This is a genomic window from Nonomuraea sp. SBT364 (genome assembly GCF_001083785.1).
Classification (GTDB): Bacteria; Actinomycetota; Actinomycetes; order Streptosporangiales; family Streptosporangiaceae; genus Nonomuraea.
This window is the reverse complement of record NZ_LAVL01000039.1, coordinates 1-16,101: the sequence shown is the minus strand read 5'-3', so window position 1 is coordinate 16,101 and position 16,101 is coordinate 1. Positions and strand designations below refer to the sequence as shown.

The 16,101-nt window shown below is 71.9% G+C and carries 10 protein-coding genes; 5 read left to right on the top strand and 5 right to left on the bottom strand.

Annotated features, from left to right (window positions below):
* Positions 1-9: 9 nt before the first annotated feature.
* Positions 10-2,121 (bottom strand): serine/threonine protein kinase, encoded by a 2,112-nt coding sequence (locus tag ADY59_RS19395; RefSeq protein WP_049564063.1) that lies wholly within the window; start codon positions 2,119-2,121, stop codon positions 10-12.
* Between the two features lie 288 nt (positions 2,122-2,409).
* Here ADY59_RS19395 and ADY59_RS53725 point away from each other — a divergent pair, with 288 nt between their 5' ends.
* Positions 2,410-3,270 (top strand): chorismate mutase, encoded by an 861-nt coding sequence (locus ADY59_RS53725; RefSeq protein ID WP_082310235.1) that lies wholly within the window; start codon positions 2,410-2,412, stop codon positions 3,268-3,270.
* Positions 3,271-3,372: 102 nt separating this feature from the next.
* On the opposite strand, the gene ADY59_RS19385 is transcribed toward ADY59_RS53725, so the two are convergent.
* Together ADY59_RS19385 and ADY59_RS19380 are read right to left on the bottom strand one after the other, a co-directional pair.
* Positions 3,373-4,428 (bottom strand): SGNH/GDSL hydrolase family protein, encoded by a 1,056-nt coding sequence (locus tag ADY59_RS19385; protein ID WP_049564061.1) that lies wholly within the window; start codon positions 4,426-4,428, stop codon positions 3,373-3,375.
* A 165-nt stretch (positions 4,429-4,593) separates the two neighbouring features.
* Positions 4,594-5,961, bottom strand: a complete 1,368-nt coding sequence (locus ADY59_RS19380; protein WP_049564059.1) for an amino acid permease — start codon at positions 5,959-5,961, stop codon at positions 4,594-4,596.
* 145 nt (positions 5,962-6,106) lie between these two features.
* Here ADY59_RS19380 and dnaE point away from each other — a divergent pair, with 145 nt between their 5' ends.
* The gene (gene dnaE / locus ADY59_RS19375) at positions 6,107-9,634 is read left to right on the top strand and encodes a DNA polymerase III subunit alpha (protein WP_049564057.1); all 3,528 of its coding nucleotides are present in this window, start codon (positions 6,107-6,109) and stop codon (positions 9,632-9,634) included.
* Positions 9,635-9,665: 31 nt separating this feature from the next.
* On the opposite strand, the gene ADY59_RS19370 is transcribed toward dnaE, so the two are convergent.
* Entirely contained in the window at positions 9,666-10,364 is a 699-nt protein-coding gene (locus ADY59_RS19370; protein WP_082310234.1) for a class I SAM-dependent methyltransferase, read from the bottom strand.
* Positions 10,365-10,380: 16 nt separating this feature from the next.
* On the opposite strand from ADY59_RS19370, the gene ADY59_RS19365 reads away from it, so the two are divergent.
* Positions 10,381-11,802, top strand: coding sequence for an amidase (locus tag ADY59_RS19365; protein WP_231618787.1), 1,422 nt, complete (start codon positions 10,381-10,383; stop codon positions 11,800-11,802).
* A gap of 4 nt (positions 11,803-11,806) precedes the next feature.
* Here the strand turns inward: ADY59_RS19365 and ADY59_RS19360 are convergent, their stop codons facing one another.
* Entirely contained in the window at positions 11,807-12,346 is a 540-nt protein-coding gene (locus ADY59_RS19360) for a hypothetical protein (RefSeq protein ID WP_049564053.1), read from the bottom strand.
* Positions 12,347-12,410: 64 nt separating this feature from the next.
* On the opposite strand from ADY59_RS19360, the gene murA reads away from it, so the two are divergent.
* Complete coding sequence (gene murA, locus ADY59_RS19355; RefSeq protein WP_231618786.1) at positions 12,411-13,721, top strand: UDP-N-acetylglucosamine 1-carboxyvinyltransferase; 1,311 nt, start codon at positions 12,411-12,413, stop codon at positions 13,719-13,721.
* Positions 13,722-13,773: 52 nt separating this feature from the next.
* Positions 13,774-16,041 (top strand): transglycosylase domain-containing protein, encoded by a 2,268-nt coding sequence (locus tag ADY59_RS19350; protein WP_231618785.1) that lies wholly within the window; start codon positions 13,774-13,776, stop codon positions 16,039-16,041.
* Positions 16,042-16,101 lie beyond the last annotated feature (60 nt).

Genomic DNA, 16,101 nt, shown 5'->3' with positions numbered 1-16,101 from the left:
CGCCGCAGCCTACTGGTCGGGTTTGAAGGTCGCGCAGAACGTCTCGAAGAAGTGGTAGTCCTTCTTCCAGCGGCTGTTGAGGTTGTGCCAGTAGATCGCGTAGCCGCGGCCGTTCTCGGTGACGAACCCGCGGTTGCGCACCCGCGTCACGCCCGTGTTGGTGCGCCAGGTGAAGTCCCAGTCGGCGGCGGCCTTCTGGAAGTCGACCTTCTTGATGCCGAGGAGCTCGTAGCCGCCGAAGCCGTAGCGGGCGCTCTTCTCCTGCTTCTTCCAGTCCTTGTACGGGTCCGAGCCCGGGTTGGACGCCCGGTCGACCGACACGAAGGCGTTGGACGCGGCGCCGGGGCCGCGGAAGAAGACCTGGCTGCCCTCGCGCTTGTACTCCTTCCAGCCCTTGGGCAGCCCCATGGTGAAGTCGAGCTTCTTGTCCTTGTACAGCTTCCAGCCGTCGGGCAGGGCCGCGGACTCCGCCTTCTCCTCCGTCTCGGTGGGGGTGGGGGAGGGGCGGCCGGCCGGGGTGGCGGCCGGCGACTCGGGCGACGGCCCCGACGGCTCCGAGGGTGACTCGGAGGCGCCGGTGGAGGCGGTGGTGTCCGTGGCGGCGGTCCGCTGCTTCTGCGGAGCCTCGTCGTCGGCCGTGGAGCGCAGGCCGAGATAGCCGCCGACGGCCGCGATCAGCACGACGGCGACGACGGCGACGACCACGGGCACGGCCTGCCGCCTGTCGGAGCCGCCCTCCCGCGTCGGGTCGCCGGTCGCCGGGTCGGCGGTCGCCTGCCCGAACCGGTCGGCGGCCTCCCCGAAGAGCGAGTCGGCCTCCGAGCGGCGGGCGCGGGTCTCCGGATACCGCGACTCCCCCTCCGGACGAGCACGGCCCTCCGCGTACCGCGACTCACCCTCCTGGCGGGAGCGGCCCTCGGCGTAGCGTGAGTCGCCTTCCTGGCGGGAGCGGCTGTCCGGGTAGCGGGCGTCGCCCTCCTGGCGGGAGCGGCCCTCGGCGTAGCGGGCGTCGCTCTCCTGGCGGGAGCGGTCGCGGGGGTAGCGGGCGTCGCGCTCCTCGTCGCGGGCGCGGGTCTCCGGGGTGCGGGCGTCGCTCCGCGGACGGCGCGCGCCCGGCTCGGGGAAGCGCGCGCCGGTCTCGGCGAACGACGCGGGCCGCGACGGCCGCGACGGCCGCGCGGGGTGGGCGGGCTGGGCCGGCCGGACGGGCGCCAGGTTCGGGTCCGTCGGCATGTCGTCCTCGACCGCCGGCTGCACCCGCGTCGGCGGGTCGGCGCGGGGGACCGGCGCCGGCCGGCCGCCGGACTGGCTGATCCGGCGCAGCAGCCGCGTCGTCTCCTCGTACGTGAGCCGCTGGACCGGCTCCTTGGCCAGCAGGCCGTCGATCACCGGCGCGAGCGGCCCCGCGTGCGGAGCCGGGTCGGGCTCGTCGGTCAGCACCGCGTGCATGGTGGCCAGCGCCATCCCGCGCTCATGCGGCGAGCGGCCCTCCACGGCGGTGTAGAGCGTGGCGCCGAGCGACCACAGGTCCGACTCGCGCCGCGCGGGCAGCCCCTTGAGCCGCTCCGGCGCGATGAACGCCGGCGTGCCCGCCAGCCCCGTCACGGTGAGCTGCGTCTCGGTCTCCAGCGTGGCGATGCCGAAGTCGGTCAGCACCACCCGGCCGTCGTCGGCCAGCAGCACGTTCTCGGGCTTGACGTCGCGGTGCAGCACGCCGGACTCGTGCGCGCGGTGCAGCGCGTCGAGGACCGCCAGGCCGATCTCCGCCACCCTCTCGGGGGGCAGCGGCCCGTCCTGCTTGATCACCGCGCCGAGCGAGCGCGACGGGACGAGCTGCATGACGATCCAGGGGCGGTCGTCCTCCTCGATCACGTCGTGCACGACGATCACGTTCGGGTGCTCGAACCTGGCCGCCGCCCGCGCCTCACGCATCGTGCGCCGGTTGAGCAGCTGCACCTCGTCACCCAGGGCGGCGGCGTACCTGACTTCCTTGACAGCGACGGTGCGGTCAAGGAGTTCGTCATGAGCACGCCAGACAATGCCCATCCCGCCCTTGCCGATGGGTTCCTGCAGGTGGTAACGACCGGCGATGCGGCGTCCGTCCTGCTTGCGATCCGACATCAACGGCCTCAAACCCTCCCTCTCGGCCAAGAAATACTCCCATAGGCGCGGATCAACGGCGACTCGCCGGAAGGCCAGTCCACCATTCGGGAACGATGTCCCGGCAGGTGGAAGGACGGGTGTAAAGTTCCTACATGACTTGTCGCTACGCGTTTACCGAGCCGGCTCCGGGAGGGCCGGTCGTCAGCTAGCGACCACCTGGAGTCGGCACGAAGGCAGAGACGCCTGGTCTCTGCCTTTTTGGTTTTTCCGCCGGTTCCAGAAGAGCCGGCCGATTGGGGAGCCGAGATGTCATCGACCTTGGAACGGCACGTGGTCGCGCTGGGCGGGCTGCGCGTGGGCGAGGGCCCCGCCGTGGTGATCAGCGACCGGGTGAGCCTGCGTGAGCGCGGCGGGCGTGACGGGGACGCCTTCGAGCGGCTGCGGGACGGGGTCACCCTCGTCGAGCCCGCCGGCGCCGGCGACCTGCCCGCGATCGCGTCGCTGGCCCGTGGCGTGGTGGTCGGGTCGGCGTGGACGCGTGACATCCCGCTGGTGCGCGCGGTGGCCGCGCTGGGCCTGCCCGTGGTGGTGGAGCGCCGCCCGTCGGCGTCGCTGGAGGAGTGGCTGGGGGTGGCCGGCTACGTCGCCGCCGAGGGCAACGACCAGGTCATCCTCTGCGAGAGCGCCGACCTGGGGCTGATGCGGGCCGCCAGGGAGGCGTCCGGCCTGCCCGTCCTCGCCGATCTGTCCGGAGATGCCGGCGCCCTCGACGCGGGGTTGGGTGCGGCGGCCGTGGCCGCGGGGGCCGACGGGCTGATCGTGGACGACGCCCCGGATGACCGGAGGCAGGCCGAGGAGGCCGTGACGCTGGTCGGCGCGCTGCTGCGTCCCGAGGCGCCGGGCACGCTGGCCGACTGCCGGCAGGCGATCGACCGGGTCGACGCCGCCCTGGCCACCCTGCTGGAACGCCGTGCCGCGCTGGCCGGCATCGTGCAGCGCCTCAAGCCGGTGGGCGGCTTCGCGGGCCGCGACCTGGCCCGCGAGCGCGCCCTGGTGACCCGGATGGCCCAGCGCGCCCCCGAGCTCGGCGAGGCCCGCCTGGCCCCCGTCATGAACGCGATCATCGAGGCCGGCCTCCACCTCGCCGAGGAACGCGCCCGCCAGTAGGCGGCCTTCCGGCCGTGAGGCCACCCGCCTCGCTGGTGGGCGCGCGGCCGGGTGGTGCGCCGGCGATCCTGAGAAGCGGCCCCGCAGCCGCGGGCGGGCGGGTCAGGGCGGTGTGAGGCGGAAGTCGTTCATCGGGCGGCCGGGCCCGGCGACGATGCGCTCGTTGACCAGGCCGGCGAACCGCCGGTAGCCGTCGGCGGTGGGGTGGAAGCTGCGCGCGTTGACGGTCAGCTCGTCCAGGTCCACGACCAGCCCGTTCAGGTACGGGCGCGGCCGGCCCACCTCGTGCCCGTCGAAGGCGTCGTAGGCGTCCACGTACTCCACGCTCCCCGGCGCGCCGAACGCGGTGATCAGCTGCTCGAACTCCCGCGCCACCGCTCCCACCACGTCGTTGAGCCGCCGGGTCACGCCGTTGAGCCAGCGCTGGTCGGTGACCGAGAGGTTGGTGACGCCCTTCGACGGCTCGGCGGGGAACGGCCGGGGGTAGCCGAGCACGATCACCCGCGCCCGCGGCGCCCGCGCCCGGATCTGGGCGAGCACCTCGCGCAGCCGGGGCCGCAGCTCCTCGATCCGCCGCCGTACCTCGGCGTCCTGGTCGACGCATGCCGATGACCACGGCAGCTTGGCGATGCACTCGGTCAGCACCGGGGCGAAACCGGCGTCGTTGCCGCCGATGCTCAGCGTCACCAGGGTCGTCTCCGCCGTCACCCGGCTGACCTGCGGCGCGTGCCCGTACTGTCCGCGCAGGAGCTGGCCGGTGGTGGCGCCGCTGCAGGCCCAGAAGCCGGCGCCGCCGCCGAAGGCGTGCGCGCCCGCCACCTGCGGCGCGTAGGAGCCCTGGGAGCGGTGGCAGCGCGCCGCGCCCTCGCCGGCCGGCGCCTGCTCGCTCTCGTAGACGCCCTCGCCGGAGGAGTAGGAGTCGCCGAGCGCCACGTAACCGCCGCTCAGCGCCACCTCCACGGGCGTCAGCCGGGTCAGCTCCGGGAGCCGCCCGCGTGGCTCCCGCGGGGGACAGCCCAGGTCGAGCACGGCGCAGCCGGCCAGTGTGTGCAGCCCGAGCGGCACCACGGACAGCGCCAGCGCGCCGCCGATCGCGACCGCCACCCCGATCCGTACGATCCGCGCGATCCCGGCGCCCTGGGTGACCGGAGTGATCACGGCATCCCGGGCGATCCCGGTGAGCCGGTGCGCCGCGGCCTTCAGTCTCGCGCCGAGTCCCGCCCGTGGTCGCGTGCGCGCGTCCGCCTCGTCCAGCGCTGCCTCCCCCCGGTGACGGCCATTGCGCCATCGAGCCTAGAACACCGGATGATCAGGCGCGGGCGCTCATTCGGCCACGGCGGGATCGGCGATGGCCGCGGTGCGCCGCCTCCTGAGCGCCGCCCAGCCCAGCGCGATCGCCCCCGCGACGACCGGCAGCAGGTAGAACGCGACCCGCTGGTCCTCGTCCGCGAACGGCATCAGCAGCACGACCAGCGCGAGGAAGGCCAGCGTGATCCAGTTGGTGTACGGGCTGCCGGGCATCGGGAACGCCGAGCGGTGCCCGGTCGCGCGCAGCCGGAGCTGGCAGTAGACCAGCGTGCCCCACGTGGTGATCACGCCCAGCGAGGCGACGGCGGTGGCGATGTTGAACGCCCGCGTCGGCAGGAAGTAGAACAGCGCCACGCCCCCCAGGAACATCGAGGCGGTGAACACGATGCCGCCGATCGGCACCCGCCGGGAGCTGAGCGCCGCGGCGAACCCGGGAGCCTCCCGCTTGCGGGCCATCGACCGCAGGATGCGGCCCGTCGCGTACAGGCCGGAGTTGCACGACGACAGCGCCGCGGTGATCACCACGAGGTTCATCGCGTCGGCGGCCCACGGCACCCCGAGCCCGGCGAAGACGGTGACGAACGGCGAGGTGCCGGCCTCGTACGCGGTCCACGGCAGCACCATGGCCAGCAGCAGCACCGACCCCACGTAGAAGATCGCGATGCGCCACACGACGCCGTTGATGGCCTTCGGCATGACCTCGTGCGGCTTGGCCGTCTCGCCCGCGGCGATGCCGACCAGCTCGATGGAGGCGTACGCGAAGACCACCGACTGAAGGCTCATCAGCACCATGGGGAACCCGGTGGGCAGGAAGCCGCCGTGCGCGACCAGGTTCTGCGGCCCGGCCTGTCCCACGGTGAACACCACCAGGACCAGCCCGACGACCAGGAACGTGACGATGGCCAGCACCTTCAGCAGCGCGAACCAGAACTCCAGCTCGCCGAAGAGCTTGACCGACAGCAGGTTCACCACGAGCACGAAGGCCAGGGCCAGCAGCGCGGTCAGCCACTGGGGGAACGCCGGCGCCCAGTAGTGGACGTACGTGGCGATCGCGGTCAGCTCGGCGATGCCGGTGAACGCCCAGTTCAGCCAGTACATCCAGCCGCTGGCGAAGGCCGCCCACGGCCCCACGAACTCGCCCGCGTACTCCACGAACGCGCCCGACGTCGGCCGGTGGAGCACCAGCTCGCCCAGGGCCCGCATGACGAAGAACGCGGCCAGGCCGGCGGCGGCGTACGACAGCACGAGCGCGGGGCCGGCGGCCGCCATCCGGCCGCCGGCGCCGAGGAACAGCCCCACGCCGATCGCCCCGCCGATGGCGATCATCTGCACCTGCCGGTTGCCCAGAGCGGGCTTGTATCCCTCGTCCGTCTCCGTACGCACCCGGTGTCTCCTTCGTCACGTTCCGTGATGCCGACGATATCGGCGCGCGGGGCGGCGGCGGCGTCCGGCACGCCGCGCCCGGAGTGTCGGCGGGGACCACTAGAGTCGGAGCGCACAATCACATCAGACCGGGAGGCGCCGCTCCATGTCGTCCAGCGACTCGTTCGTCCATCTGCATGTGCACACCGAATACTCCATGCTCGACGGTGCCGCGCGCCTCAAGCAGATGTTCAAACAGGTCGGCGACCTGGGCATGCCGGCGATCGCGATCACCGACCACGGCAACATGCACGGCGCCTACGACTTCTACCGGCAGGCCACCGGCGCCGGCATCAAGCCGGTCATCGGCATCGAGGCCTACGTGGCGCCGGAGCTGCGCCACAACAAGAAGCCGGTGCTGTGGGGCGAGCCGCACCAGAAGAGGGACGACGTCTCGGCGGGTGGCTACTACACCCACATGACGATCTGGGCGCGTGACAAGACCGGCCTGCACAACCTGATGAAGCTGTCCTCGCGCGCCTACACCGAGGGCTTCGTGCGCAAGTGGGCGCGGATGGACGCCGAGATCCTGGCCGAGCACTCCAAGGGCCTGATGGCCACCACCGGCTGCCCCTCCGGCGAGGTGCAGACCCGGCTGCGGCTCGGCCAGTACGACGAGGCGCTCAAGGCGGCCGCCAAGTTCCAGGACATCTTCGGCAAGGACAACTTCTACCTGGAGATCATGGACCACGGCCTCGACATCGAGCGCCGCGTCCGCGACGGGCTGACCCGCATCAGCAAAGAGCTCGCCATCCCGCCGCTGGTCACCAACGACTCCCACTACACCTACGAGTCCGACGCCGCCTCGCACGACGCCCTGCTGTGCATCCAGACCGGCAAGCAGCTGTCCGACCCCGACCGGTTCCGCTTCGACGGCAGCGGCTACTACATCAAGACCGCCGACGAGATGCGCGCCGTCGACTCCTCCGACCTGTGGGCCGAGGGCTGCCGCAACACGCTGCTGGTGGCCGAGAAGGTCGACCCCACCGGGTTCTTCGAGTTCAAGAACCTGATGCCCACCTATCCCATCCCCGACGGCATGACGGAGACCGAGTTCTTCCGCAAGACCGTCTGGGAGGGCATGGACCGCCGCTGGCCCGACGGCTACGACGACGAGCACCGCAGGCAGGCCGAGTACGAGATCGGCATCATCGAGCAGATGGGCTTCCCGAGCTACTTCCTCGTGGTGGCCGACTTCATCATGTGGGCCAAGGAGAACGGCATCCCGGTCGGCCCCGGCCGAGGCTCGGCCGCCGGGTCGCTGGTGGCGTACGCGATGGGCATCACCGACCTCGACCCGCTGCCGCACGGCCTGATCTTCGAGCGGTTCCTCAACCCCGACCGCGTCTCCATGCCCGACGTCGACATCGACTTCGACGAGCGCAGGCGCGGCGACGTCATCCGTTACGTGACGGAGAAGTGGGGCGCCGACAAGGTCGCCATGATCGCCACGTTCGGCACCATCAAGGCGAAGGCCGCCATCAAGGACGCCGGTCGCGTCCTGGGCTACCCCTACGCGCTCGGCGACAAGGTGTCCAAGGCGTTCCCGCCCGCCGTCATGGGCAAGGACATCCCGCTGGCGGGCATCTTCGACAAGGACCACCCGCGCTACAACGAGGCGGGCGAGCTGCGCAGGCTCTACGAGGAGGACGTCGACGTCAAGGCGACGATGGACCTCGGCAAGGGCCTGGAGGGCCTGATCCGGCAGACCGGCGTGCACGCCGCGGGCGTGATCATGTCGGCCGAGGTGATCACCGACCACATCCCGATCATGCGCCGCGACTCCGACGGCGCGATCATCACGCAGTTCGACTACCCGACCTGCGAGACGCTCGGCCTGCTGAAGATGGACTTCCTGGGCCTGCGCAACCTCACGATCATCGACGACTGCCTGAAGATGATCCAGTCCAACACCGGCGAGTGGATCGAGCTGCTCAAGCTCCCGCTCGACGACCGCAAGACCTACGAGCTGCTGGGCCGGGGCGACACGCTGGGCGTCTTCCAGCTCGACGGCGGCGGCATGCGCTCGCTGCTGCGGCTGATGAAGCCCGACAACTTCGAGGACATCTCGGCCGTCGGCGCCCTCTACCGGCCCGGCCCGATGGGCGCCAACTCCCACACCAACTACGCCCTGCGCAAGAACGGCCAGCAGGAGATCACGCCCATCCACGAGGAGTTCCGCGACTCGCTCGCCGAGATCCTCGACACGACCTACGGCCTGATCGTCTATCAGGAGCAGGTCATGGCCATCGCGCAGAAGGTCGCCGGGTTCTCGCTCGGCAAGGCCGACCTGCTGCGCCGCGCCATGGGCAAGAAGAAGAAGGCCGAGCTGGACAAGCAGTTCGAGTCCTTCGAGGCCGGCATGAAGGCCAACGGCTACTCCGACTCGGCGGTCAAGACGCTGTGGGACATCCTGCTGCCGTTCTCCGACTACGCCTTCAACAAGGCCCACTCGGCCGCCTACGGCCTGGTGTCCTACTGGACGGCCTACCTCAAGGCCAACCACCCGGCCGCCTACATGGCCGCGCTGCTGTCGTCGGTCAAGGACGACAAGGACAAGTCGGCCCTCTACCTCAACGAGTGCCGCCGCATGGGCATCAAGGTGTTCCCGCCGGACGTCAACGACTCCGACTTCGACTTCACCCCGCGCGGCACCGACATCCGCTTCGGCCTGTCGGCCGTGCGCAACGTGGGCGGCAACGTCGTCGACGGCATCATCTCCGCCCGCAAGGAGAAGGGCCGTTTCGCCGACTTCAAGGAGTTCCTGCGCAAGGTCCCGGCGATCGTCTGCAACAAGCGCGTCATCGAGTCGCTGATCAAGGCGGGTGCCTTCGACTCGCTCGGCCACGTCCGCAAGGGCCTGGTCATGGTGCACGAGCAGGCCGTCGACGCCATCATCGACATCAAGAAGAACGAGGCCATCGGCCAGGACTCACTGTTCGGCGCCATCGACGGCGGCGAGGACCAGACCTTCGACGTGCAGATCCCGGCCGGCGAATGGGACAAGAACACGCTGCTGCAGTTCGAGCGGGAGATGCTCGGCCTGTACGTGTCGGACCACCCGCTGTTCGGCGTCGAGCACATCCTCGCCTCGGGCGCCGACTGCTCGATCGCCGCCGTCCAGGACGAGAGCCGCTCCGACGGCCAGGTCGTCACCGTGGGCGGCATCCTCAGCGGCGTCCAGCGCAAGGTCACCAAGAAGGGCGACACCTGGGTCCTGACCCAGCTGGAGGACCTCGAAGGCGCCATCGAGGTGATGATCTTCCCGTCGGCCTACCAGCTGTGCTCGACGATCCTGGCCGAGGACGCGATCGTCTTCGTCAAGGGGCGCATCGACAAGCGGGAGGACGTCGCCAAGATCATCGCCATGGAGGTGACGGCTCCCGACCTGACCCAGGAGGCGGGCGGGCCGCTGCTGGTGAGCCTGCCGCTGACCCGGTGCACCCCGCCGGTGGTGAGCCGGCTGAAGGAGATCCTGACGACGCACCCGGGGACCTCCGAGGTGCATCTGCAGGTGCACAACGGGCCGAAGACCACCGTCATGCGGGTGGACGACCGGCTCCGGGTGGCGCCTTCGCCGGCCTTGATGGGCGACCTGAAGGAGCTGCTGGGCCCGGCCTGCCTGGGCGCCTGACCCGCACCGCCCCGCCTGTGGCCCTGAGCTCTCAGGGGCGGGTGGCCGGCAGGTAGATCCGCCGCGTCGGGATCTCGTCGTCGTACGCCTCACGGGTGGTGATCTCGCCGATCACGAACCCGGCCGCCCGCGCCGCGGCCTCCAGCTCGGACGCCGCGAACTCCGCCCAGTAGACCCGGAGCCCGGTGCCCAGCGGGTCGTCGACGACGCCGTCGCCGGTGCCCTCCTTCGCCACGACGAGCAGCTCGCCGCCCGGCCGGAGGAGCCGGGCCCACGCCGCGAACGTGCCGGCCAGCTCGCTCTTCGGCTGGTCGTGCAGCGAGTAGTACGAGACCAGCCCGTCGAGCCGGTCCCCGCCGGCCCGCTGGTCCATCACCTCGAACCGGCAGCCGGGATGCTCACGCCGGGCCAGTTCCACGCAGCGCGGCGACAGGTCGACGCCCAGCACGTCGAGTCCGTGCCCGGCGAGCAGCGCCGTCACGTGCCCGCACGGCCCGCAGCCGGCGTCGCGCACCCGGCCGCCCGCGCCGACCCGCCCGGCGAACGCCGCCAGGACCTCCCGGTCGAAGGGCTTGCCGGCCAGCTCGTGGCGGAAGAGCTCAAGGTAGCGGTCGGCGCGGGCGTCCCATACCCGGGCGACGTCGGCGGCGTCACCGGGGCGGGACCGGAGCGGGACCTGGGGCGTGGACCGGAGCGGGACCTGGGGCGTGGGCTGGGACGGGGCGGACATTCCGGCATCCTAGGAGATGGCAACCCTTGCCGTCGTCGCGGCCGGCGCGGTGCGGGAGGATCGCAGGATGAGCGAGCTGTACTACCTGACCGCGACCGAGATGGCCCGCCTCGTCAGGACCCGCCAGGTGAGCGCCGTCGAACTGCTGCAGGCGCACCTGGACCGCATCGAGCAGGTGAACCCGGCGGTCAACGCCATCGTCACGCTGGCCGCCGAGCAGGCGCTGGACGCGGCCAAGGCCGCCGACGCGGGGGAGCCCCGGGGGCCGCTGCACGGGGTGCCGGTCGCGCACAAGGACCTGGCCGACACCGCCGGGATCCGCACGACCTACGGCTCGCCGCTGTTCGCCGGGCACGTCCCGGACGAGGACGACCTCATCGTCCGGCGGCTCAAGGACGCCGGCGCCATCTCGCTCGGCAAGACCAACACGCCCGAGTTCGGCACCGGCTCCCACACGGTCAACGAGGTCTTCGGGGTCACCCGCAACCCGTACGATCTCACCAAGTCCGCCGGGGGGAGCAGCGGGGGCGCGGCCGTGGCGCTCGCCTGCGGGATGACGCCGCTGGCCGACGGCTCCGACATGGGCGGGTCGCTGCGGAACCCGGCGTCGTTCTGCAACGTGGCGGGCCTGCGGCCGACGCCGGGGCGGGTGCCGAACCGGTCCGAGATCGCCGCCTGGTACACGCTGTCCGTGCAGGGGCCGATGGCCAGGACGGTCGACGACCTCACGCTGATGATGTCGGTCATCTCAGGATTCGATCCGCGGTCGCCGTACGCGATCAGGGAGCCCTTCGGGGCGGAGCCCGAGGAGGGGGTCGCCGGGCTGCGGGTGGCGTGGAGCCCGGACCTCGGCGGGCTGCCGGTGGACGCCGCGACGGCGGCGGTCACGGCGACCGCGCCCGCGGTGTTCGAGCGGCTCGGGGCCCGCGTGGAGCAGGTGGAGCTGGACCTGACGGACGCCGACGTCGCCTTCCGCACCTACCGGGCGTGGTTCTACGCGCTGGCCTACGGGGACCTCGACGGGCTGGGCGCCAACACCGCGTGGAACGTCGAGCAGGGCCGCCGGGTCACCGGCGCCGACCTGGCCACGGCCGAGCGCGCGCGCAGCCGCCTCTACCAGCGGATGGCCGCCTTCTTCGACGACTACGACGTGCTCATCGCGCCCGTCAGCCAGGTGCCGCCGTTCCCCGCCGAGCAGCCGTACGTGCGCGAGATCAACGGGGTCGAGCTGCCCGACTACCTGACCTGGATGCGGTCGGCGTACTGGGTGAGCGTGCTGCACGCGCCGGCCGCCTCCGTGCCGGCCGGGTTCACGCCGGACGGGCTGCCCGTCGGGGTGCAGATCGTGGGACGGCCGTTCGAGGACGCCCGGGTGCTGCGCGTGGCCAAGGCGTTCGAGCAGGCCACCGGCCACGGCCTGCGCCGCCCGCCGTTCTGAGGCGCTAGCGGTCGGCCGGGGGCGGGGGCAGCGGCGGGGCCAGCCCGTACGGCCGGCGCAGCGGCGACTCGCGGTAGCCGTGCATGCCCTCCAGCAGCCCGAACAGCCCCACCGACAGCAGCGGCCAGAACACCAGCACGCCCTTGGCCGTCAGCTGGAGCGGCCCCGGCGTCAGCTCCGCGCCGGGCGCCGCCGCGGCCTCCACCGTGACCACGCCGATCGTGACCGCCGACCCCACCCAGAGCGTCACGTACGCGCCCAGCGCGCCGCCCGCGCAGAGCCCGAGCAGCGCGCCGAGCTGCCGCCGGCGGCTCAGGAACCAGGCGAGCGCCCCGCACGCCAGCCCGAGCCCGCCGGTCACGGTGGCGAACCAGCCGTCGGCGGCGATCAGTGCCTGCGTGGACGGGTCGGCGAGCACCGTCGCCTCGGCGGTGACCAGATAGGGCGGCCGGGGCGACAGGGCGGACCACGCCAGCCCGGCGACCACCCCCAGTGCGGCGAGAGAGAGGACAGTGACCGCGAAAACGCGTACTTCCCTCGCCACGCCACTCCCCTTCGCGTTCTGCGTCTCTGCCAGACCGATGGTATCTCCCGGTTAGGCTCACTTCGTGATTGAAGAGAAGGTCTGGCTCATCGAACCCTCCGGCCCGCTCCGGGGCGACGTCGTCGTGCGCGGGTCCAAGAACGGCGTGTCCAAGCACATGGTGGCCGCCATGCTGGGCAGCGGCGAGAGCAGCATCCACAACGCCCCCGAGGTGGGCGAGGTCGGCATCACCGCCGACATGCTGCGCGCGCTGGGCATCAACGTGGAGATCGGCCGGACGGAGATCCGCATCGCGCGCGGCCCGGAGATCATGCCGCGCGTGCCCGACGCGTTCACCGGGCTGAACCGCATCCCGATCCTCATGCTCGGGCCGCTGCTGCACCTGGCGGGTGAGGCGTTCGTGCCGCTGGTGGGCGGCGACCCGATCGGGAGGCGGCCGGTCAACTTCCACGTGGAGGCGCTGCGCGCGATGGGCGCCGAGGTGGAGGTGGGCGACACCGGCATCTACGCCAAGGCCAAACGGCTCAACGGCACCCGGCTGGAGCTGCCCTACCCGAGCGTGGGCGCGACCGAGACGATCCTCATGTCGGCGGTGCTGGCCGAGGGCAAGACCGTGGTGAAGAACGCCGCGATGGAGCCCGAGGTGGTGGAGCTGGCGCTGTTCCTGCAGCGGATGGGCGCCAGGATCGAGCTGTCGCCGGACCGCAGGATCGTCATCGAGGGCGTGGAGCGGCTGCGCGGCGCCTCCACCTGGCTGGCCGGCGATCGGATCGAGGCGTTCTCGTACCTGGCGGCGGGGCTGATCACGGGCGGCGAGGTGCGGGTGCACGGCTGCCCGCAGGACCGGCTGGTCACCGCGATCACCACGCTGGCCAGGATGGGCGCCCAGTTCGACATCAACGACGAGTACGTCTGCGCGACCGCCCCGCCGGAGGGGCTGCGCGCCGCCGCGGTGCAGACCGACACCCATCCCGGGTTCATGACCGACTGGCAGACCCCGCTCATGGTGCTGTTCACGCAGAGCCAGGGCATGTCGGTGCTGCACGAGACGGTCTTCGAGAACAGGCTCGTGTACGTGCCCGCGCTGCAGAGCATGGGCTGCGAGATCGAGGTGTTCGACCAGTGCCTGGGCGGCCCCGCCTGCCGCTACCACGACACCAACGCCAGGCACTCGGCCGTGGTGCGCGGCGTGTCGCAGCTCAAGGGCGCCGACGTGGTGCTGCCCGACATCCGGGCCGGGTTCTCGGCCGTGCTGGCGGCGGCGGTGGCCGACGGGACGTCCACCCTGCGCGGCGTGCACCACATCGAGCGCGGCTATCATCACCCGTTCGAGCAGTTCGAGTCGCTTGGTCTGAACATCCGCAGAGGAGAGTAAAGAGTTAAGAGCGGGTCGTTTGCCGGTGATCGGGCGGTAGCAGATCATCTGCGTGACTGTGCTCAAATCCATCACCAGGCTCGGGGCGGCGGGGGCGCTCAGCGGGGTGCTGGTCGCGGCACTGGCCGCGCCCGTCGTGGGCGGAGCCGGGATAGGCGCCCAGAGCGTCGCCGACACCTTCAACAACCTGCCGCCCGCGCCCCGGGAAGAGCCGCTGTCGCAGGTCACCCGGCTGGTCGACCGCACCGGCAGGACGTTCGCCCAGTTCTACGAGGCCAACCGGACCGTCGTGCCGCTGGAGAAGGTGTCGGCGGTGATGCGCCGGGCCATCGTCGCCATCGAGGACGCCCGCTTCTACGAGCACGGCGGCCTCGACGTCATCGGCACGCTCCGGGCGCTGATCACCAACACCCAGGCGGGCGGCATCAAGCAGGGCGGCTCCTCGCTCACCCAGCAGCTGGTGAAGAACATCCTGGTCGAGAGCGCCCGTACCGACGAGGAACGGGACCGGGCCCGCGCCCCCAACCTGGCTCGCAAGATCACCGAGCTGCGGCTGGCGCTCGCGCTGGAGCGCAAGTACCGCAAGGACGAGATCCTGGAGAAGTACCTCAACATCGCCTACTTCGGTGCCGGCGCCCACGGCGTCGAGGCGGCGGCCAGGCGGTTCTTCTCCACCACGGCCGCCGAGCTGACGCTGACCCAGGCGGCCACGCTGGCCGGCGCCGTCCGCGCCCCGTACTCGACCGACCCGTCCATCGGCCAGGAGCACCGGGCGCGCCTGAAGATGCGGCGCGACCTCGTCCTCGACCGGATGGCCGGGCTGAAGCTGATCACCCAGGCGCAGGCGGCCGAGGCCAAGGCGAGCGAGCTCGACATCAGGCTGCGCCCCGAGCCGGGCGGCTGCGCGCAGAGCGACTACCCCTACTACTGCCTGTACGTGCACCGCGAGCTGATGACGAACGAGGTGTTCGGCGCGACGGCGGCGGTGCGCCGGGCCCGGCTGGCCAAAGGCGGCCTGGTCGTCAGGACGAGCCTGGACCCGCGGGCGCAGCGGGCGGCCGAGCAGGCCATCCGGCAGCGGGTCGCGCCCGACGACACCGAGGTGGCGGCCGAGGCCATGGTCGAGCCCGGCACCGGCTGGATCAGGGCGATGGCGGCCAGCAAGCGGTTCGGCCGCAACCCGGGCAACAAGAAGAACGGCCCCAGGACCACCTTCAACCTGGTCGCCGACGTGCGGCACGGCGGCGGCCAGGGGCTGCAGGCGGGCTCCACGTTCAAGGTGTTCACGCTGGCGACGGCGCTGCAGCAGGGCTGGCGGTTCGACGACGGCTTCGACACGCCGGGCTCGATGACGCCGGCGCAGGGGTATCGCGACTGCTCCGGACGGCCGGTCAACGACCCCGGCACCGAGATCCACAACGCCAGCGGCGAGGGCAAGGGCGGGCCGCACAGCCTGTCGACCGGCACCTGGAAGTCGGTCAACATCTTCTACATGATGCTGGAGCGCAAGGTCGGGCTCTGCAACGTGGTCAAGACCGCCAAGGCGCTCGGCGTGGTGCGCGCCGACGGGACCCCGCTGCGCGAGGTGCCGACGTTCACGCTCGGCGTCAACGAGATGGACCCGCTGACGGTGGCGGCGTCGTTCGCCGCGTTCGCCGCCCGGGGGCGCTACTGCGAGCCGCTGGCGATCACCGAGCTCGTCGGCAGGGACGGGCGGCGCACGCACGTCTCACCCGCCTGCGACCAGGTGATCGACCGGCAGGTCGCCGACGCGGTCAACTGGGTGCTGACCGGCGTGTTCGACAAGGGCACGATGAAGGGCCAGGACCTGGACCGGCCGGCGGCGGGCAAGACGGGCACCAACAACGGCTACACCTCCGCCTGGTTCGCCGGCTACACGCCGCACCTGGCGGCCGCCGTCAGCGTCGGCGACATCCGCGGCTCCTACAAGCATCCCCTCACCGACGTGCGGATCGGGGACCAGTACTACGGCTCCGTCCAGGGGGCCTCGCTGCCTGGGCCGATCTGGGTGGACTCCATGCGGGGCGCGTTGCGCGGCACGGAGCCCAGGGGCTTTCCCGGGCCCGACATGGGCCGCTTCGGCGGCGGCAACACGCCGGGCCTGGAAGAGGGCGAGGAGGAGGCCGGTGAGGAGCGCGGCCGGCGCGGCCGGCACCGCGCGTACGCCAGACGCCACCGCCAGATCGTCCGCTGGCTCTTCGGCCACGGCGCCCGCCCGCACGAGGGCCGCCCGCACGAGGGCCGGGGCCGTGACGCCGACTTCCGGCCGCACACCCGCCGCCACCGCGACCGCCACTGACCTGCCCGCGCCTCACCTCGGGGCCGCGGGCCGGAGGTGGCGCGCGGGCGGGCTGTGGGT